The sequence below is a fragment of the Sphingomonas jinjuensis genome, from assembly GCF_014197105.1.
GTDB classification, from domain to species: Bacteria; Pseudomonadota; Alphaproteobacteria; order Sphingomonadales; family Sphingomonadaceae; genus Sphingomonas; species Sphingomonas jinjuensis.
In genome coordinates, this window is sequence record NZ_JACIEV010000003.1 from 215,883 (window position 1) to 234,434 (window position 18,552).

Annotated in this window: 16 protein-coding genes; 9 read left to right on the forward strand and 7 right to left on the reverse strand. The window is 69.3% G+C overall.

Annotated features, from left to right (window positions below; translation table 11 throughout):
• Window positions 1-15 precede the first annotated feature (15 nt).
• Window positions 16-1,323 (reverse strand): Nramp family divalent metal transporter, encoded by a 1,308-nt coding sequence (locus tag GGQ80_RS06725; protein ID WP_183983130.1) that lies wholly within the window; start codon window positions 1,321-1,323, stop codon window positions 16-18.
• Between the two features lie 155 nt (window positions 1,324-1,478).
• Here GGQ80_RS06725 and map point away from each other — a divergent pair, with 155 nt between their 5' ends.
• The gene (gene map, locus GGQ80_RS06730) at window positions 1,479-2,243 is read left to right on the forward strand and encodes a type I methionyl aminopeptidase (protein WP_183983131.1); all 765 of its coding nucleotides are present in this window, start codon (window positions 1,479-1,481) and stop codon (window positions 2,241-2,243) included.
• A gap of 185 nt (window positions 2,244-2,428) precedes the next feature.
• On the opposite strand, the gene GGQ80_RS06735 is transcribed toward map, so the two are convergent.
• A complete protein-coding gene (locus GGQ80_RS06735; protein WP_183983132.1) occupies window positions 2,429-3,058 on the reverse strand; it encodes a DNA-3-methyladenine glycosylase family protein in 630 nt (209 codons plus the stop codon).
• Between the two features lie 57 nt (window positions 3,059-3,115).
• Here GGQ80_RS06735 and GGQ80_RS06740 point away from each other — a divergent pair, with 57 nt between their 5' ends.
• The 3 genes from GGQ80_RS06740 (at window position 3,116) to GGQ80_RS06750 (ending at window position 6,212) form a co-directional block, all read left to right on the forward strand.
• Complete coding sequence (locus GGQ80_RS06740) at window positions 3,116-3,433, forward strand: 2Fe-2S iron-sulfur cluster-binding protein (protein ID WP_183983133.1); 318 nt, start codon at window positions 3,116-3,118, stop codon at window positions 3,431-3,433.
• A 7-nt stretch (window positions 3,434-3,440) separates the two neighbouring features.
• Window positions 3,441-4,961, forward strand: a complete 1,521-nt coding sequence (locus tag GGQ80_RS06745; protein WP_183983134.1) for a fumarate hydratase — start codon at window positions 3,441-3,443, stop codon at window positions 4,959-4,961.
• Window positions 4,962-5,078: 117 nt separating this feature from the next.
• Complete coding sequence (locus GGQ80_RS06750) at window positions 5,079-6,212, forward strand: hypothetical protein (protein ID WP_183983135.1); 1,134 nt, start codon at window positions 5,079-5,081, stop codon at window positions 6,210-6,212.
• Between the two features lie 9 nt (window positions 6,213-6,221).
• Here the strand turns inward: GGQ80_RS06750 and GGQ80_RS06755 are convergent, their stop codons facing one another.
• A complete protein-coding gene (locus tag GGQ80_RS06755; protein ID WP_183983136.1) occupies window positions 6,222-8,483 on the reverse strand; it encodes a coiled-coil domain-containing protein in 2,262 nt (753 codons plus the stop codon).
• A gap of 125 nt (window positions 8,484-8,608) precedes the next feature.
• Between GGQ80_RS06755 and GGQ80_RS06760 the strand changes: the two genes are divergently transcribed.
• The 4 genes from GGQ80_RS06760 (at window position 8,609) to GGQ80_RS06775 (ending at window position 12,681) form a co-directional block, all read left to right on the forward strand.
• The gene (locus GGQ80_RS06760) at window positions 8,609-8,899 is read left to right on the forward strand and encodes an Hpt domain-containing protein (protein WP_183983137.1); all 291 of its coding nucleotides are present in this window, start codon (window positions 8,609-8,611) and stop codon (window positions 8,897-8,899) included.
• Between the two features lie 84 nt (window positions 8,900-8,983).
• On the forward strand, window positions 8,984-10,165 hold the full coding sequence (locus tag GGQ80_RS06765) for a hypothetical protein (protein ID WP_183983138.1): 1,182 nt from the start codon (window positions 8,984-8,986) through the stop codon (window positions 10,163-10,165).
• Between the two features lie 18 nt (window positions 10,166-10,183).
• The gene (locus GGQ80_RS06770; RefSeq protein ID WP_246346922.1) at window positions 10,184-11,302 is read left to right on the forward strand and encodes a DUF2336 domain-containing protein; all 1,119 of its coding nucleotides are present in this window, start codon (window positions 10,184-10,186) and stop codon (window positions 11,300-11,302) included.
• The gene (locus GGQ80_RS06775) at window positions 11,299-12,681 is read left to right on the forward strand and encodes a sensor histidine kinase (RefSeq protein WP_183983140.1); all 1,383 of its coding nucleotides are present in this window, start codon (window positions 11,299-11,301) and stop codon (window positions 12,679-12,681) included. The genes GGQ80_RS06770 and GGQ80_RS06775 overlap by 4 nt, the downstream gene beginning before the upstream one ends.
• On the opposite strand, the gene GGQ80_RS06780 is transcribed toward GGQ80_RS06775, so the two are convergent.
• From GGQ80_RS06780 to gltX, 3 genes are read right to left on the reverse strand one after another with little or no spacing between them, the layout of a single operon-like run.
• Window positions 12,649-12,849: a hypothetical protein gene (locus GGQ80_RS06780; RefSeq protein WP_183983141.1), complete on the reverse strand. Its 201-nt coding sequence runs from the start codon at window positions 12,847-12,849 to the stop codon at window positions 12,649-12,651. The two genes, GGQ80_RS06775 and GGQ80_RS06780, sit on opposite strands and share 33 nt — an antisense overlap.
• Before the next feature lie 3 nt (window positions 12,850-12,852).
• The gene (locus GGQ80_RS06785; protein WP_183983142.1) at window positions 12,853-14,136 is read right to left on the reverse strand and encodes a citrate synthase; all 1,284 of its coding nucleotides are present in this window, start codon (window positions 14,134-14,136) and stop codon (window positions 12,853-12,855) included.
• A 20-nt stretch (window positions 14,137-14,156) separates the two neighbouring features.
• A complete protein-coding gene (gene gltX / locus GGQ80_RS06790; protein WP_221364227.1) occupies window positions 14,157-15,593 on the reverse strand; it encodes a glutamate--tRNA ligase in 1,437 nt (478 codons plus the stop codon).
• A gap of 56 nt (window positions 15,594-15,649) precedes the next feature.
• Here gltX and GGQ80_RS06795 point away from each other — a divergent pair, with 56 nt between their 5' ends.
• Window positions 15,650-17,788 (forward strand): ComEC/Rec2 family competence protein, encoded by a 2,139-nt coding sequence (locus GGQ80_RS06795; RefSeq protein WP_183983143.1) that lies wholly within the window; start codon window positions 15,650-15,652, stop codon window positions 17,786-17,788.
• Window positions 17,789-17,831: 43 nt separating this feature from the next.
• Here GGQ80_RS06795 and lexA read toward each other — a convergent pair whose 3' ends face one another.
• Complete coding sequence (gene lexA / locus GGQ80_RS06800) at window positions 17,832-18,521, reverse strand: transcriptional repressor LexA (protein WP_183983144.1); 690 nt, start codon at window positions 18,519-18,521, stop codon at window positions 17,832-17,834.
• Window positions 18,522-18,552 lie beyond the last annotated feature (31 nt).

Below are 18,552 nucleotides of genomic sequence, written 5' to 3' on the forward strand. Positions count from 1 at the left end.
GCGCGCGTCGTAGGATCAAAGCATGCCGTAGAGAAGCGTCGCGTTGAGCGCGATGATGATCGCGGCGATCGCCCAGGCGGTCGTGCGTAGCCACAAGGGCGTGACGAAGGCCCCCATCACGTCGCGGCGCCCGGTGAAGCCGACCAGCGGCACGACCGCGAAGGGCAGCTGGAGGCTGAGGATCACCTGGCTCAGGACGAGCAAGCGGGTCGCCCCGCTGTCGCCGCTGGCGCCGACGACGAACACCGCCGGGATGATCGCCAGCAGGCGGGTGACGAGGCGGCGCAGCCACAGCGGCAGGCGGATGTGGAGGAAGCCCTCCATCACGATCTGGCCGGCGAGCGTGCCGGTGACGGTCGAGTTCTGGCCCGAGGCGAGCAGCGCGACCGCGAAGACGACGCTCGCCGCGCCGACGCCCATCATCGGCGCGAGCAGTTGGTGGGCGTCGCCGATCTCGGCGACGTCGGTACGTCCGGCGGTGTGGAAGACTGCGGCGGCGAGGATCAGGATCGCGGCATTGATGAAGAAGGCGAGCGCGAGCGCGATGGTGCTGTCGACCGTCGCGAGGCCGATCGCCTCTCGCCTGCCGGCATCGTCGACGACGAAGGCGCGGGTCTGGACGATCGAGGAATGCAGGTAGAGATTGTGCGGCATCACCGTCGCACCCAGGATGCCGATCGCAAGGTAGAGCTTGCCGGGATCGGTGACGATACCCGGCGTCGGGATGAGCCCCTGCGCGATCGCACCGAAATCGGGCGCGGCGTGGAACAGCTCATAGGCGAAGCAGCCGGCGATGATCGCCAGCAGCCCGACGATGAACGCCTCCAGCTTGCGAAAGCCGAAGCGCTGCAGCGCGAGGATCAGGAAGGCGTCGAGCGCAGTGACGCAGACGCCGTAGACCAGCGGCAGGTCGAACAGGAGCTGCAATGCGATCGCGGTGCCCAGCACCTCGGCAAGGTCGCAGGCGATGATCGCGATTTCGGCGAGCGCCCACAGGACGATGGCGACAGGCCGCCGATAATGCTGGCGGCAGGCTTGGGCGAGGTCGAGCCCGGCGGCGATGCCGAGCCGGGCGGCGAGTGCCTGGAGGACGATCGCCATCAGGTTCGACAAGAGGATGACCGACAGCAGCGTATAGCCGAACGCCGAGCCACCGGCGATGTCGGTCGCCCAGTTGCCCGGGTCCATATAACCGACCGCGACGAGGAAGCCCGGGCCCATGAACGCGCCCAGCTTGCGCAGCCATCCGGCGCCCTGCGGCACCTGGACGCTGCGATGGCTCTCGCCGAGCGAGCGGCCGATCGGGGTTTCCAGTGCTGGCATCACCCCATGCTCTGGCGGAGCGGGGCGGACGCGGCAAGGTGCTTTGCGGGCTGTCGGCCGGCGGAAATGTCGATATTGCCGCGCGAAAGCGGTGGCCGGGCGTCGGCGCGGCGCGAGGATGCGAAGGTGATGCAGCAATGCCGGAAGGCCGGGTAATGGTGAAGACGGCCGACGAGCGGGCGCTGATGCGCGAATCGGGGCGGCTGCTCGCGTCGGTGTTCACGATGCTCGACGGCGTGGCGATGGCGGGGATGTCGACGCTGGCGATCAACGATCTGGTCGAGCGGTTCATCACCGTCGATTGCGCCGCGCGGCCGGCGAGCAAAGGGCAATATGGCTTCGCCTATGTGCTCAACTCGTCGATCAACGAGGTTGTCTGCCATGGCGTGCCCGACGCCGAGGTGATCGTCCGCGACGGCAATATCGTCAATCTCGACATCACGCTGGAGAAGAACGGCTTCATCGCCGATTCCAGCAAGACCTATCTGGTCGGCGAGGTCGCCCCGGCGGCGCGGCGGCTGGTGCAGGTGACCGAGACGGCGATGTGGAAGGGGATCGGCGCGGTCCGGCCGGGCGCGCGGCTCGGCGACATCGGCTTCGCGATCGAGCGCCACGCCAAGAAGCACGGCTATTCGGTCGTCCGCGAATATTGCGGCCATGGCATCGGGCGCGAGATGCACGAGGCGCCCGACGTAATGCACTATGGCCGGGCCGGCACCGGGCCGGAATTACGCGAGGGCATGACCTTCACGATCGAACCGATGATCAACCAGGGCACGCGCAGGATCGTCGAGAGCGACGACGGCTGGACGATCAGGACGGCGGACGGGAAGCTGTCGGCACAGTGCGAACACACCGTCGCGGTGACCGCGACCGGCGTCGAGGTGCTGACGCTGCGACCGGGCGAGCGGGCGGCATAGATCCGCCTGGGCGGGGGATGGAGAAGGGGCTGTCCTACAACGCTGGTTGCTGTCATCACCAGCCGATGCCCGCACGGCCGGCCTTCCCAAGCCTTACTCTGTCGACGTTCGGGAACCGGCCAGCTCGCGCACGCACGAGAGGGTGCGACTTTTGTGACGTTCGGGTATTCTGCCACCCGACGTCATCACACCGGCGCGGCGTCGGCACCGGCGCCGTAATGGTGCCAGGTAAAGATCGCGAGCGCGCCGCGATGCGGGCTGTAGCCTGCGGCGAGCTCGCGAGTCAGCTTCTCGCTCGGCCGCGTGGCGTGGCCGAGGATCCGGCCCATCTCGATCTGCACCGCCAGGTCGCCCGCCGGCCAGATATCGGCGCGACCCTCGGCGAACAGGAGATAGACCTCGGCCGACCAGCGACCGATCCCCTTGACGCGGGTGAGCGCGGCGATCGCTTCCTCGTCGTCGGCGGGCAAATTGTCGAGGTCGAGCCGGCCGCTGGCGATCTCGTCGACCAGGCTGCGCGCATAGCCGGCCTTCTGGCGCGAGAAGCCGGCCGATCGCAGCGTCTCGTCGCTGGCGTCGCGGATCGTGGCGGGGTCGGTCGGGTCGCCCGCGACCTCGGCCAGCTTGCGCCACACCGCATCGGCCGCCTTGACGCTGACCTGCTGGCCCAGGATCGTCCGCAGCAGCGTCGCATAGCCGCGTTCGCGGATGCGGGGCGGGGGATAGCCGATGCGGTCGAGCGCGGCGGCAATCGCGGGCTCGGCTGCGGCAAGCGCATCGAGCGACGCTTTCAGCTGTTGTTCGCTCAGCCCCATGGTTGATCGCCGCGACGCGGCACGGCATGGGCGCCTGAAACATTGGAAGGATTGGTCATGCCCAAGCTTATCGTCGAGACCCGCGAGGGGGAAGAACGCGAGATCGAGGGCGAGGCTGGCCTGTCGGTGATGGAAGTGATCCGCGATGCGGGGATCGACGAGGTGCTGGCGCTGTGCGGTGGCTGCTGCAGCTGTGCGACCTGCCACGTCCATGTCGATCCCGCCTTCGCCAATGCGCTGCCCAAGATGAGCCCCGACGAGGACGACCTGCTCGATTCGGCAAGCGACCGCGATGCGACCAGCCGGCTGTCGTGCCAGCTGCCCTTCACCGACGCGCTCGACGGCCTGCGCGTCCGCATCGCCGCGGAGGATTGAGTCGACCATGACGATCGTGATCCGTGAAGCCGACCTGATCGAGAGCGTCGCCGACGCGCTACAGTTCATCAGCTACTATCACCCGATGGATTACATCCGCGCGCTGGGCGAGGCCTATGAAGCCGAGCAGAGCCCGGCGGCGAAGGATGCCATCGCCCAGATCCTGACCAACAGCCGGATGTGCGCCGAGGGGCATCGGCCGATCTGCCAGGACACGGGCATCGTCACGGTCTTCGTCAAATGGGGCCAGGACTGCCGGCTGGAGAGCGATCTCAGCCTGCAGGAGGTGGTCGACGAGGGCGTGCGCCGGGCTTACCTCCACCCCGACAACAAGCTGCGCGCGTCGATCCTGGCCGATCCGGCCTTCACCCGCCGCAACACCCGCGACAACACGCCGAGCGTGCTTCACGTCGAGATGGTGCCGGGCAGCACGGTGTCGGTCGACGTCGCGGCCAAGGGCGGCGGGTCGGAGAACAAGTCCAAGTTCAAGATGATGAACCCCAGCGACTCGATCGTCGACTGGGTGCTCGAGATGCTGCCGCAGATGGGCGCGGGCTGGTGCCCGCCCGGCATGCTCGGCATCGGCATCGGCGGCACCGCCGAAAAGGCGATGCTGCTCGCCAAGGAAAGCCTGATGGGCGCGATCGACATGGGCCAGCTGAAGGCGCGCGGGCCCCGGAACGACGTCGAGGCGCTGCGCATCGAACTGTTCGACAAGGTCAACGCGCTGGGGATCGGCGCGCAGGGGCTGGGCGGGCTGTCGACAATCCTCGACGTCAAGATCCTCGATTGGCCGACCCATGCGGCATCCAAGCCGGTGGCGATGATCCCCAATTGCGCGGCGACTCGCCACGCCCACTTCACGCTCGACGGCAGCGGGCCGGCGTATCTGGAGGCGCCCAAGCTCGACGAGTGGCCCAAGGTCGATTGGCAGCCCGACAGCGCGGCGAAGCGTGTCGATCTCGACACGCTGACGCCCGAGGTGGTGCAGGGCTGGAAGCATGGCGACCGGCTGCTGCTGAACGGCAAGATGCTGACGGGCCGCGACGCCGCGCACAAGCGCATCGCCGACATGCTGGCCAAGGGCGAGGAACTGCCGGTCAGCTTCCGCGGCCGCGTGATCTACTACGTCGGCCCGGTCGACCCGGTCGGCGAGGAAGTGGTCGGGCCGGCGGGTCCGACGACGGCGACGCGGATGGACAAGTTCACCCGCATGATGCTCGACCAGGGCCTGCTCGCGATGGTCGGCAAGGCCGAGCGCGGCCCGGCGGCAACCGAGGCGATCCGCGAGGCGAAGAGCGCCTATCTGATGGCGGTCGGCGGCGCTGCCTATTTGGTTGCGCGGGCGATCAAGGGATCGAAGGTCGTCGGCTTCGAAGATCTGGGCATGGAAGCGATCTACGAATTCGAGGTGAAGGACTTCCCGGTCACCGTCGCGGTCGATGCCGAAGGGCAGAACGTCCACCAATTGGCGCCGCTGGTCTGGCGCGAGAAAATCGCGCGGGAGGGGTTGCTGGCGCCGGCGTGATTTGACGGTTCGGCGGGCGGCAATTCGCGAGGATATTGCTCTCGCCGATCAAGCGTTACTTGACATCGGTTGGAATACACCGAACGTTGCTGGTGTCGTGATCGCGAGAGTTCTGTGATGCTGGCGTTGCTGTTGCTGCTGCAGGCGATTTCTCCCGACGTCATCGTCACCGGCAAGCGACTGGAAGAGGCGCAGAGCCTTTGCGCCAGGGGGGCCTGCGACCCGTTGCGCGATGCCCAGGCGAGCATCGCACTGGCGGAGGCGCGCTTTCGCAGCGGCGGGTATCGCGAGGCCAAGGATATCCTATGGGCGGCGATCTTGCGTAACCGCCGCCATGCTGCGACCGATCCGAAGCCGGTGGCCGCGATCTACGAGGCCTATGCCACCGTCGCGCTCCACGACGGTGACCTCAAGGCCTATCGAATAGGTGTTGCCGGTCGTGTGCGGACGTTGCGTGATCATCTGCCGGGCGACGATACGTCGGTCATCGCGGCGTCGAGCGCGCTCGGTGACATGTGGATCAATCTCGAGAACTTCCGCCAGGCCGACGCTGCCTTCGACGCGGTCGAACGCGATGCGTCGCGAGCGGGGCTGGCACGCACGGCGATGATCGCTGGCATGAAGCGCGTCTGGCTGGCGGCAGCGATGGGCAATGGCGCGACCGCCCGCTTGATGCTTGCGCAGCTATACCGCCGGCCGATCGCCCGGGAGCAGGCCATGCGGACCGCGCTCGACGTGTTGGCGCTGCGCATTGCGACGCGTCAGGCCAGCGAGCAGGACATCGACCGGCTGGTGCAGCAGGTAAAGCGGACGCAAGGCGAGCCATCGGCGCTGATCTACGCACCGCGATGGGAGGAGCGGGTGAGCAGAACCGCTACCCGCAACGCCTCGGTCGCCTTTCGGGAGCGCGACATCTTCCAACCCGTCGCTGCGGAGGTCGAAAACCTCAGCTGGATCGACGTCGGCTTCTGGATACGGCCAGACGGCACCACCGGCGACATCGCGATGCTGCGCTCGACCTACAAACCGTGGTGGACCGGCATTGCGCTGCGACAGATCGCCGGTCGTCGCTACACGGCCTTGGCGAACGCCGATGGCGCCGATCAGGGGTTGGGCATTTACCGGATCGAGCGCATCACCAAGCGCACGCGATATGTTAAGCCTGTGAACAGCCTCATCGAGCGGCATGTCGCCGCCGACGGCTACGAGGTGCTGGACCTGACCGGCCCGCCGAGCGGCAAGGCCGGCTGACCACGAACGTTACCGCAGCCGATCGATCGCCTGCGCCAGCGCCACGTACAGCTTGCCCATATCCGACGACAGCAAGGTCACGCCCAGCGGCGAGCCGTCGCGTTGCGCGAGGATCGTGCGCAGCAGGCCTTCGAAGTCGTGGATGTAGCGGTTGACCATCTCGCGGAACGGCCCTTCCTCGTCGTAGAGGCGAGCGATCTCGCGAGCCTCGACCGGCTCGAGGATGCGAACGGCGCGGCGGGTGAAGACGCCGCGGTCGCCCTTCAGATAGGCCGCCCAGGCGCTGTCCGAGACTTCGGGCGAGAAGCTCTTGGCGATGTCGATCGAGGCGGAGTTGAGCGCCTCGATCAGCAGCGAGGCGCGGCGGGCGAAATTGTCCTGCACCGCTTCCTCGCGCTCGGCGCGGGCGTCCTCGATACGGCTCTCGACGAGCGCTGACTGCTCGACGATCGCCTGGACCTGGATCGCCAGCTTCTCGGTGGCGCGGGTTGCGGCGTCGGCGGCGGCGTCGGCGGCATCGCCGATTGCGCGGATCTGGCGCTCGACGGTGTCGCTGGTGGCGCGGCGCATCGCCTCGGCACTGGCATTGCCGAGCTGGTCCGCGGCCTCGGGAATGACACTGGTCAGCGTCTCGCGGGCCTTGTCGGCGGCGACCGAGGCGGTCTCGCGGACACGCAGCAGTGCCTCGACGAGGCGCGGCGCGGCCTCTTCGGCGAACAGGTGCGTCCGCCCGATCGTCTCATCGACCATCGAACCGAGCGCATCGGCCTTTTCGCGGCCGTCGGTCAGCGTCTGGAGCAGCGTCGACGACAGATGGTCGAGCGTGCGGCGCTGTTCGGATATGACGCCGGCGATCGCCTCGATCGCGTCATGCGTGCTTTCCGCGGCGGTGACGAGCGCGAGTAGCTCCGGACGCGCCTGGACGACGACCGCCTTGCTCGCCGCGATCTTCTCGTCGAGCCGGCCGAGCGCTTCGGGCAGCGTCTCGTCGATCTCCCGCGCGGCGGCGTCGAGCGCGATCAGCAGCGACTCGGTCGTCGCAATGGTGCGCGAGGCCATGTCGTCGCCGGCCTGGAGCGATACCGTCATCGCATCGGCCGAGCCGCCGAGCGCGCTGATCGAGGCGGCAAGCAGCTGCGAGCGTTCGACGCCCTGGCTATGAAGCGCGTTCAGTCGCTGCTCGACGCGGGCAATGCCCGATTCGAGGGCGGCGACCAGATCGTCGCCATCGCGCCGCTGCGTGTCGAGCCGGGCGGAGAGGCGATCGATCACGCTTTCGACCGCCGCGATGCGCTCGGCCAGCGCCTCAGCACTGTCGCGCGCGGCGCTATCCAGTGCGGCCTGATTGGCGCCGACCATGGCGAGCATCGCGTCGCCCTGAGCGGCGATACCCTTGCGCGCCTCGTCGACGGCGTCGGCGGTGCGGCCGAGCAGGGCGTCGACGGCGGTCGACATTTCGCCGGTGACCGCTTCCAGCCGGGCGCCGGCGGTCTCGCTAGTCGCCTCCATCCGCTGGATATGCGCGGCGAGACGCTGGGCGGCACCGCCGGCGACGGTGTCGGCCTCGCGGCCCCGCTCGACCAGCGCATTGAGGCGCGCGTCGAGCGCGGCGGCGTGCTCGCTGGCGGCGAGGCCGGTTTCGTCGAGCAGCTTGCCGATATGCATCGTCTCGGCCTGCGCGCGGGGCAGCGACGCCAGCAGGACGCCGAGCGACGATTGGGTGTCGGCGGTGACCGACGACAGGCTGCGCGCATGCGCCTCCGCCTGGCCGATCTCCAGCGCGAGGCCGCGGCCGACGGCGGCGAGCCGTTCGCCGGCGGTGTCGCCGAGCGCGGCGAGTTCGGCGGCCTGCTCGGCGAGTGAGCGGCGGTTGGCCTCGAGCACGCGCGACATCGCTGACACGGTACGCTCCAGCACCGCCGCCTCGGCCCGCATGGCGCGGGCGGTGGCGCCGAAGCGGCGTGCCTCGGCACGGCTGGTACGCATCGCGAGCAGCCAGACGATCCCTACCAGCGCCGGGACGACGGCGAGCGCAGCGACGAACTGGGCGATCTCGACCGGCGCCAGGCCTGGTAGCCAGCGCCAGGACAGAGCGAGCATGCCGGCAATCCAGGCGACGCAGACGACCGCGGCGAGCGTCGGCGCGATCCAGAGCCGGCCGCCGGCCTGATCCAGCGACTCCTCCAGTTCGAAGATGTCGTCGACCGGCCCGATCTCAGCGGCGTCGGGGCCGGGAGCGGCGATGGGCTCCCCGCGAATGTCGACGATCATGCTGTCCCCCATAACTCAACCCTACGCGTAACACGTTCTCCGGCGGCGTGGAACGCGTGGCGGAACGCCCGCGCGACGGATCGAGGTAACCATTGCTTAATCATGCGATCGGTAGAGCCGGTGGCATGGCATATGATCCCGGGGCAATAGATTCGGCGCTTGCGGCCGCCGTCGGCGACGAGCCCGGCCTGATCGCCGAGCTGCGCGTGGCGTTCGTCGAGAGCGCCGAGCGCACCGCGCTCTCGCTGGAGCGTGCCGCGACGCCCGAGGACTGGCGGAATGCCGCCGCCCGCCTGAAGGGGCTGGCGGCGAGCTTCGGTGCGGTTCGCCTGATGGCGCTGGCCACCGAAGCGTCGGATCGCGCGGGGGATGCCGAGCTGTTGACGAAGATCAAGCGCGCCATCGCTCGCCTGTAAGGCAGCGGTCGTTTCGGCAAACGCGCGTCGCTTTGCCGCCGGTTGCGGGTTGCATCCCCGCCGTGGTCCCGTAACAGCCCTGCCATGCTCGCCGGGCTCCTCATCGCCGTTCACGAGGCCGACGATCGGCCGGGCATGCTCACCGCCACGCTGCCGTTCGGCGGCACGACGCTGATCGAGTATCAGGCGCGGCTGCTGATCGGTGCCGGCGTCGCGCAGATCGTCGTGCTGGTGTCGCGACTGACGCCGGAACTGCTCGGCGCGCTGGGACGGATCGGGCGTCGCGGCGTCGCCGTCGATGCCGTGCGGACCGCGCCCGAGGCGGCACAGAAATTCCACCCCCTCGCGCGCATCGTCATGCTCGCTGATGGGCTGACCACCACCGACGACGTCATGGAGGTCATCGCGCGCGACGGTCGAGACGCACTGCTCGTCGTGCCCGACGACGCGATGCGGCCGGGATACGAGCGCGTCGGCGGCGGTATGGCTTGGGCCGGCGCGGCACGACTCGATGCGCGGCGTTTCGGCGAGGCGGCGGAGATGCCGCGCGACTATGACCTTCAGGCGACGCTGCTGATGCTCGCGTCGCAGGCGGGCGCGATCCATGTGCTGCTGCCGAGCGATGCCGAGCGCCACGGCCATGCGATTGGGCATAGCGGCGCGGCGCTGGAAGCGCGCGGGCGCACCGTGCTGGCGGCGATGGTGTCGACGCGGCGCGGCTGGTTCGATCGGCTGGTCGTCGCCCCGATCGCGCGGGCGCTGGTGCCGGTGCTGGTGCCGCGCGCGGTGCCGCCGGTCGCGATCGCCGGGGGCGGGGCGGTCGTCGGTGTCGTCGGCTTGGCGACGTTGGCGTTCGACCATCCTCTCATCGGGTTGATCCTGGCGCTGGGCGCGACGGTGGCGCTGTCACTGGCGGCGGTGTTCGCTGAACTGCGCGACGAGGGCGAATCGGCGCGGCCGTTCCGCCATGCCGCGGCGATCCTGCCCGGGTTGGCGGCGCTGGTGTATGGCCATGCCGCGGCGCGGGTCAGCAGCGAGGGCGGGCCGCTGCTCGCCGCGGTGGCGCTGATCGTCATCGCGGTGCTCGGCGAGCGGGCGATCGGCAAGGTGCCGCGGCGTCGCTGGTGGGGAAGCCCACCCGCCTATCTGCTGCCGTTGCTGCTCGGTGCCGCGGCCGCGATGCCCATCGCGGGACTGGTGCTGGCGGGCGGCTATGCTACCGCAACCGCCTCGGCCGCAATCGAGCGGCTGCGGCGACAAGCTTAATCTCGTCGTAACCGAGACTTGGCTATCGCTATGGTGATGACCGACGTGTCGACTTCAGAAGAGCGGGCGCAGCTGACGGCGCGGCTTGCCGCGGCACGCGCGGCGCGAGGCCGTGCCGACGCCCGCCTGACCGGTGCGATCGACGATTTTTTCATTCCCCGCGACGCGCGACTCGACGATCGGTTGCGGTCCGCGGTGAGCCGACTGCTCGCCGGACTGGTCGGGGCGATCGAGACCGAGCTTCGCCGCCACGCCTCTCGCGTTCTGCAGGGCAAGGGAGAGCATCAGCGGGCCGATATGCTGCTGGGCGGCCACGCGGAGGTCGAGACGCGGCTGTCGCGTGCCGGTCTGCTGCGCGACCGGCGGTTGATGGACGAACTGATCGCGCGGGCCCGCGGCGACCTGATGGCGCAGGGGTTGGGGGCGACGGCGACCACGGGCGATCGCGCGAGCCTGCTGGTGCGATTGGCCGACGATGCCGATGGCGTGGTCGCCTCGGCCGCCGGCGCGCTGCTGGTGGCGGAGACGCGGCGGCGCAGCGGCAACGAGACGGGACAGCCACTGGGCAGCGATCTGCCGGCGGAGCTTCACCATCAGCTGGTCTGGTGGGTGGCCGCGACGATCCGCGAGACGATTACCGCGCGCAGCGGCGACGATGCGCAGATCGACCGGGCGATCGTCGAGGCGGCGCAGCGCAACCTTGCAGCGCATGACGAGAGCGCGCGGCCCGAGGCGGTCGCTGGCCGACTCGCGTTCGCGCTCGATCCGCGGCCCCACGAGCTTGCGCCTCTACTGGTCGAGGCGCTGGGCGACCGGCAGCTGACGCTGTTCGTGGCGCTGCTGGGACGTGCGCTCGACATCGATTTCGATGCGGTACGCGCGATCGTGCTCGAGCCCGAAGGCGACCGGCTGTGGTTGGCGCTGCGAGCCGCGAACCTCGATCGCACGACGATTGCAACGGTGGCGCTGGCGCTGGCGGAGGCCGATCCCCGCCGCGATCTGGAAGCCTTCGCCGACGAGCTCGACGCCATCATGGCGGTGCCGCCCGAGGCGGCTCGCTCGGCGCTGGCGCCGTTGACGCTCCACCACGACCTGCGCCTCGCGATCGACGCCCTGGCGCGCGAGGCGCGGCGATGAATGCGATCCCGATGATCGACGACGTCATCAGCTATGCGACGATCGATCGCGAGGGTCGGCTGGTCACCGCCGATCCGGTCTTCTCGACGCTCAACGATCATGCCGGTGGCGGTATCGGCCAGCCGATCGCGGTGCCGGCGCTGGCGACGATCGCGCGGCTGGCGCATCGACTGGGCATCCTCGTCTCGCGCGGGGTAGTGGTCGGCGACACCGATGCGCCGGTCGAGCTGTGGGTGAAGGCGGAGCCGATCGGCAACCTCGTCCGGTTGGCGATCAGCGGCTGGCGCGAGGGGCGGCGGATCGCACCGGCACCGATCGACGAGGCGGCGGCGGCGGCGATCGGCACCGACCTGGGCTGGGACGTGGATGCGGCGCTGCGCTTCACCTACATCGCGCTCGACGGGGCGCGGCAGCTGGGGATCGATGCGATTGCCTTGCTTGGCAAGCCGATCACCGCGCTGTTCCAGTTCGAGGAAGATCGCGACGGATCGATGCCGCTGCTGGAGGCGGTCGCACAGCGTAAGCCGTTTGAGCAGCAGCGCGCCCTGCTGCGCGCGCCTAATGCGCGGCAGGTGATGCTGTCGGCGTTCGTGCGGCGCGATCCCGATGGCGGCTTCGCGGGCTTTTCGGGGGCGGCCAACCTGATCGTCGAGCCGGGTAGCGAGACGCCGGCACCGCCGCCGTCGATGGCGGCGATTGCCGGCGATGGACTGAACCAGGCGCTGCGCACGCCGCTCGCGCGGATCATCGACACCGCGGAGACGATCAGCACCTCCGCCGAAGGGCCGATCCAGCAGGAATATGTCGATTATGCCGCGCACATCGCGCACGCCGGCCGGCACCTGCTGGGGCTGGTCGACGACCTGATCGACGTCCATGCGATCGAGCGCGAGGATTTCCACCCGACGCTGAGCGCGATAGACCTGGCCGATGTCGCGCGCCGCGCCGCCGGGCTGATGTCGGTGAAGGCGAGCGAGGTCGGGGTGGCAATAGCGCGGCCGCTGCCGGCGCTACACGTTACCGCGATGGCTGATTTCCGCCGGACGCTTCAGATCCTGGTCAACCTGATCGGCAATGCCGTGCGCTATTCGCCCGAGGGCGGGGTGGTGACGGTAAGCGTGACGGCGACGCCCGATGGCTTCGCCAATGCGATCGTCGCCGACAAGGGGCGTGGGATCGATCCCGCCGATCATGACCGGGTCTTCGCGAAGTTCGAGCGCCTCGACCCGCTGGAGGCGACGGGCAACGGGCTGGGCCTCTACATCGCCCGGCGGCTGGCGCGGGCGATGGGCGGGGAGCTGACGGTTGAGAGCGAGCCGGGCGAGGGCGCGCGGTTTACCCTGTCGCTACCGACGCAGCCGGCGCGCCACGAGGATTAGGCCGAGGCCGAACACCGCGACGACCGCGCCGCGATCGGCCCAGGCGCCCTGGCCCAGCATGAAGCTGGACGAGGGCCACATGATGTATCCCAGCCCCTGCCCAATCCAGAGCAGACCGACGAGCGTGACGATCACGCCCGTCGCGATCAGGATCGGCCGAAGGCGCATCGGTTAGCGCTGGCCGACGGGGATATAGTCGCGCTCGGTCGGGCCGGTGTACAGCTGGCGCGGACGACCGATCTTCTGGTCGGGATCCGTGATCATCTCGTTCCACTGCGCGACCCAGCCGACGGTACGGGCGAGCGCGAAGAGCACGGTGAACATCGACGTCGGGAAGCCGATCGCCGACAGGATCACGCCCGAATAGAAGTCGACGTTCGGGAACAGCTTCTTCTCGACGAAATAATCGTCGTTGAGCGCCAGCTCTTCGAGCCGCAGCGCGGTTTCGAACAGCGGATCATTGACCTTCAGCGCGTCGAACACCTCGCGCACCGTCTTCTGCATGACGGTCGCGCGCGGATCGTAGTTCTTGTAGACGCGGTGGCCGAAGCCCATCAGGCGGAACGGATCGTTCTTGTCCTTGGCGCGGGCGATGAACTCGGGGATGCGCTCGGGCGTGCCGATCTCGCGCAACATGTTGAGCGCAGCCTCGTTGGCGCCACCGTGCGCCGGACCCCACAGGCACGCGATGCCCGCCGCGATGCAGGCGAAGGGATTGGCGCCCGACGAACCGGCGAGACGAACGGTCGAGGTCGATGCGTTCTGCTCGTGGTCGGCGTGGAGGATGAAGATGCGGTCCATCGCGCGCTCGACGGCCGGGTTCACCTCATAGGGCTCAGCCGGCACGCCGAAGGTCATGCGCAGGAAGTTGCCCGTGTAGCTGAGCGAATTGTCGGGATACAGGAACGGCTGGCCGACGCTGTACTTGTACGCCATTGCCGCGATCGTCGGCATCTTGGCGATCAAGCGGTGCGACGCAATGGTGCGCTGCTGCGGATCGTGGATGTCGGTCGAGTCATGATAGAAGGCGCTGAGCGCGCCGACGACGCCGCACAGGATCGCCATCGGGTGCGCGTCGCGACGGAAGCCGCGGAAGAAGGTCGCCAGCTGCTCGTGGACCATGGTGTGGCGGCTGATCGTGCGGCTGAACTTCTCCAGCTCGTCGGCGCTCGGCAGCTCGCCGTTAAGCAGCAGGTACGACACCTCCATGAAGCTTGACTGCTCGGCCAGCTGGCCGATTGGGTAGCCGCGGTGGAGCAGCACGCCCTCGTCGCCGTCGATGAAGGTGATTTCCGAACGGCAGCTCGCGGTCGAGGTGAAGCCGGGATCATAGGTGAAGTCGCCGGTCTGGGCATAGAGCTTGCGGATGTCGACCACGTCGGGCCCGATCGTGCCCGACAGGACCGGATATTCGAAGTCACCACCGTTGACGGCAAGTTTGGCGGAATCGGTCATGCGAAAAGGCGTCCTTCCTGTCAGGCGGCCATATGATCGGCGATGCGACCAAGGCTCTCCTCGCGCCCGAGCAGCACGAGGACGTCATAGATCCCGGGCGACGTCTTGCGCCCAGTGAGAGCGGCACGGAGCGGTTGCGCTGCCTGGCCGAGCTTCACGCCACGTGCCTCGGCAACCTGCCGTACCGCCGCTTCGAGTTCTTCCGTATCCCAGTTGTGCACTGCGTCAAGCGCGCTGTGCAGCGCAGACAGTATCGCGGGTGCATGACCCTCGAGCAGCGGCGCGGCGGCGGGATCGATCGGCAGCGGCCGGGCGACGAACAGGAAAGCGGCGCCTTCGGTCAATTCGTTGAGGTTGGCGGCGCGGACCTTGAGCACCGGCATCGCCCGCTCGACCAGCGGCAGCGCGTCGTGCCCCCAGCCGCCACGCTCGACGACCAGCGCCGCGAGCCGCGCATCGTCGGCCTCGCGGATGTAATGGCCGTTGAGATTCTCGAGCTTCTTCAGGTCGAAGCGCGAGGGGCTCTTGCCGACGGCGGCGAGGTCGAACCATCCGGTCGCCTGCTCTCGGCTAATGATCTCGTCGTCGCCATGGCCCCAGCCGAGGCGGAGGAGGTAATTGTCGAACGCTTCGGGCAGGATGCCCATCGTGTCGCGATACGCCTCGATCCCGACGGCGCCGTGGCGCTTCGACAGCTTGGCGCCGTCGGGGCCGTGGATCAGCGGGATATGCGCATAGACCGGCTCGGCCCAACCCATCGCGCGGATGATCGGCAACTGGCGGAAGGCGTTGTTGAGGTGGTCGTCACCGCGGATGACATGGGTCACGCCCATGTCGTGGTCGTCGACCACCACCGCGAGCATGTACGTCGGCGTGCCGTCGGAACGCAGCAGGATCAGGTCGTCGAGCTCGGCATTCTGGACGGTGACCGGACCCTGCACCTGATCGTCGATCGTCGTCGCGCCCTCCTGCGGCGCACGTAGGCGAACGACGAAGGGCTGGCCGGCGGGTGCTTCCGAGGGATCGCGGTCGCGCCAGGGGCTGCGGATCCGCAAGGGGCGCTTGGCGGCCTGCGCCTCGGCGCGTTGCTGCGCGATCTCGTCCTGCGTCATCCAGCAGCGATAGGCGTGGCCGCGCTCAAGCAGCTCGGCGGCGACGGCGGCGTGACGATCCGCGCGGGCGAACTGCATGACGGCGTCGCCATCCCAGTCGAGCCCGAGCCAGCGCATGCCCTCCAGAATCGCGTCGATCGCCGGCTGCGTAGAGCGGGCGCGGTCGGTGTCCTCGATGCGGAGCAGGAAGCGGCCGCCATGATGGCGCGCGAACAACCAGTTGAACAGCGCGGTGCGCGCGCCGCCCAGGTGGAGGTAGCCGGTCGGCGACGGTGCGAAGCGGGTGACGACGGTGCCGTTCTGCTTCGCTTCCGTGGCGGTGTCGTGATCGATCGTTGCGCTCAAGCGCGCGTGCTCCCAAGCTCGAATGGATGGCCTCTTCAGCCGCCGCGCCCCCTAGCATGCCGTTCCGGCGTAACCCAAGCCTCGATTGGCCGGGAACGGGCGCCGTCGAGCGCTGGCTGGAAGCGGAGCGCGACCAGCTGGTGCTGTGGCTGCCGGTGACGTTCGGCGTCGGGGTCGCAGCGTGGTTCGTGCTCGGCGATCTATGGGCGTGGCAGGTGCTGGCCTTGGCGGCGCTGGCGGGCGGGCTCGGGTGCCTGGCGGTGGGGCGCGCCGGGCGATTGGCGCGGGCGTCGGGGATCGGGCTGCTCATGGTGGCGCTGGGCGTCGGTTGCGCCTGGTGGCGGGCGGAGCGCGTCGCGGCGCCCGTTCTGGCGCGGCCGGTGGTGGCGATGGTGACGGGGCGGGTCGAGGCGATCGACCGGCTGGCGGCGCGTGGGGTGATGCGCCTGACGATCGCGACGACGGGCGGCGGATTGCCGAAGCGGGTGCGGGTCAATCTGGCGGAAGCGGACGCACCCGCGGCGCTGACGGTCGGCGCCGGCGTGTCGTTGCGCGCGCGGCTGATGCCGCCGCCGGGGCCGGCGGTGCCCGGCGCCTACGACTTCGCAAGGGTGGCGTGGTTCGGTGGGCTGGGGGCGACCGGGCGGGGGTTTGCGCCGGTGGCGGTGACCGCGCCGGGAGAAGCGTCGGCCGGACTGCGCGAGCGGCTGACGCGGCACATCAACGATAGGCTCGAGGGTAGCCGCGGCGGCATCGCGGCCGCGCTGGTGACGGGCGACGAGGGCGCGATCGAGGAGGCGGACGCCGAGGCCATGCGGCGGGCGGGGCTGGCGCATCTGCTCTCGGTCAGCGGGCTGCACATCACCGCGGTGGTCGCCGCGACGATGGTGATCGTGCTGCGGCTGCTGGCGCTGAGCCCGTGGCTGGCGCTGCGCGTGCGGTTGCCGCTGGTCGCGGCAGTGGCGGGGGCGGTCGCGGCGATCGGCTATACCTGGCTGACGGGCGCTCAGGTGCCGACGATCCGCAGCTGCGTCGCGGCATTGCTGGTGCTGGCGGCGCTGGCGGTGGGACGCGAGGCGATGACTCTGCGGCTGGTGGCGACGGGTGCGCTGGTGGTGCTGGTATTCCGGCCGGAGGCGCTGGTCGGGCCAAGTTTCCAGCTGTCGTTCGCCGCGATCACCGCAATCGTGGCGTTGCACGAGCAACCGCGCATACGGGCATTCTTCGAGCCGCATGATGAGGGGCGGATACGGGGCGTGGGGCGATCGCTGGCGTCGCTGCTGGTGACCGGCGTCGTCGTCGAACTGGCGCTGATGCCGATCGCGATGTTTCACTTTCACAAGGCCGGTGTCTATGGCGCACTCGCGAATATCGTCGCCATCCCGCTGACGACGTTCGTCATCATGCCGATCGAGGCACTGGCGCTGGTGTTCGACTTGGTCGGAGCCGGCGCGCCCTTCTGGTGGCTGGCGGGGCAGGCGGTGACGGCGTTGCTGTGGATCGCCCGGACGGTGGCGGCGGCGCCGGGATCGGTCGTGGCGCTGCCGTCGATGCCGGTCGGGGCGTTCGCGATCATGGTCGGCGGCGGGCTGTGGCTGGCGCTGTGGCGGACGTGGTGGCGGGCGCTGGGGGTGGTGCCGCTGGCGGCGGGCGCGGTCTGGGCGCTGGTCACGCCGCCGCCCGACCTGCTGGTGACGGGGGACGGACGGCATGTCGCGGTGCGAACCGGTGACGGACTGGCGCTGCTGCGCGAGCGGACGGGGGACTATACGCGCTCGACGCTGGCGGAGAATGGCGGGACCGACGGTGAGCCGCTGCTGCTCGACGGCCGGCGCGAGGCGCGGTGCAGCCGCGACCTGTGCATCGTCGACCTGATGCGCGAGGGGCGGCGATGGCGGGTGATGGCGACGCGGTCGGGCTATCTGGTGCCCGCGGGTCAGCTGATCGCGGCGTGCGGGCAGGCGGACGTCGCGGTGAGCGAGCGCGGGCTGCCACGGCGGTGCCGGCCGCGCTGGCTGCGGCTCGATCGGCAGACCCTGGCGCACACCGGCGGCGTGGCGGTGAGGTTTGCCGGTGGGTGGGTCGTGACGGTCAGGCAGCCGGGCGATCAACACCCCTGGATGGTGGCGGAGACCGTCATGCCGCCGCGCCTACGCACGGCGGAGGGCGGGCGCTGCCCACCTACGTCATGCTGAAACGGGTTCAGCATGACGGTAACGTGGCGGGCGGAACCTGGCCTCAGTCGTAGCGGCGGAGCAAGCCGGCGAGCTTGCCCTGTACGCGGACGTGGCTCGGCGGATAGCGCTGGGGATCGTAAGAGCGGTTTGCCGGGTCGAGGCGGACCATCGCGCCTTCGCGGCGAAAATATTTCAGCGTCGCCTCGCATTCCTCGATCAGCGCGACCACGATCTCGCCGTCGCGGGCGGTCTCGGTGCGGCGGATCAGGGCGTAGTCGCCGTCGAGGATACCCGCTTCGACCATCGAGTCGCCCGACACCTCGAGCGCGTAATGCTCGCCCGAGCCGAGCAGCGCGGCGGGGACGGCGAGCATCGAGCTGCCCTCGAACGCCTCGATCGGCACGCCGGCGGCGATGCGGCCATGGAGCGGGATCTCGACCACGTCGTTGGCGGGGGTCGGCGCAGGCTTGAAGTTCTCGAAGGTAACGGCCCGTTCGGTCGGCGCCGTGGCAGGCGCCGCAGGCTTCTTCTCGCCACGCTCGGGCATGCGCAGCACCTCCAGCGCGCGGGCGCGGTTGGGGAGGCGGCGGATGAACTGGCGTTCCTCGAGCGCGGAAATCAGGCGATGGACGCCCGACTTCGACTTCAGCGCCAGCGCCTCCTTCATTTCCTCAAACGACGGCGATACGCCGGTCTCTTCGAGCCGGTCGTTGATGAAGCAGACGAGCTCGTGCTGCTTGCGCGTGAGCATGGCGACCCTTTCGTCGGGAACAGACGCGGAA

Coding starts and splice junctions, on each gene's coding strand:
- GGQ80_RS06725 (WP_183983130.1), bottom strand. CDS start 1,323: ATGCCAGCACTGGAAACCCCGATCGGCCGCTCGCTCGGCGAGAGCCAT.
- map (WP_183983131.1), top strand. CDS start 1,479: ATGGTGAAGACGGCCGACGAGCGGGCGCTGATGCGCGAATCGGGGCGG.
- GGQ80_RS06735 (WP_183983132.1), bottom strand. CDS start 3,058: ATGGGGCTGAGCGAACAACAGCTGAAAGCGTCGCTCGATGCGCTTGCC.
- GGQ80_RS06740 (WP_183983133.1), top strand. CDS start 3,116: ATGCCCAAGCTTATCGTCGAGACCCGCGAGGGGGAAGAACGCGAGATC.
- GGQ80_RS06745 (WP_183983134.1), top strand. CDS start 3,441: ATGACGATCGTGATCCGTGAAGCCGACCTGATCGAGAGCGTCGCCGAC.
- GGQ80_RS06750 (WP_183983135.1), top strand. CDS start 5,079: ATGCTGGCGTTGCTGTTGCTGCTGCAGGCGATTTCTCCCGACGTCATC.
- GGQ80_RS06755 (WP_183983136.1), bottom strand. CDS start 8,483: ATGATCGTCGACATTCGCGGGGAGCCCATCGCCGCTCCCGGCCCCGAC.
- GGQ80_RS06760 (WP_183983137.1), top strand. CDS start 8,609: ATGGCATATGATCCCGGGGCAATAGATTCGGCGCTTGCGGCCGCCGTC.
- GGQ80_RS06765 (WP_183983138.1), top strand. CDS start 8,984: ATGCTCGCCGGGCTCCTCATCGCCGTTCACGAGGCCGACGATCGGCCG.
- GGQ80_RS06775 (WP_183983140.1), top strand. CDS start 11,299: ATGAATGCGATCCCGATGATCGACGACGTCATCAGCTATGCGACGATC.
- GGQ80_RS06780 (WP_183983141.1), bottom strand. CDS start 12,849: ATGCGCCTTCGGCCGATCCTGATCGCGACGGGCGTGATCGTCACGCTC.
- GGQ80_RS06785 (WP_183983142.1), bottom strand. CDS start 14,136: ATGACCGATTCCGCCAAACTTGCCGTCAACGGTGGTGACTTCGAATAT.
- GGQ80_RS06795 (WP_183983143.1), top strand. CDS start 15,650: ATGCCGTTCCGGCGTAACCCAAGCCTCGATTGGCCGGGAACGGGCGCC.
- lexA (WP_183983144.1), bottom strand. CDS start 18,521: ATGCTCACGCGCAAGCAGCACGAGCTCGTCTGCTTCATCAACGACCGG.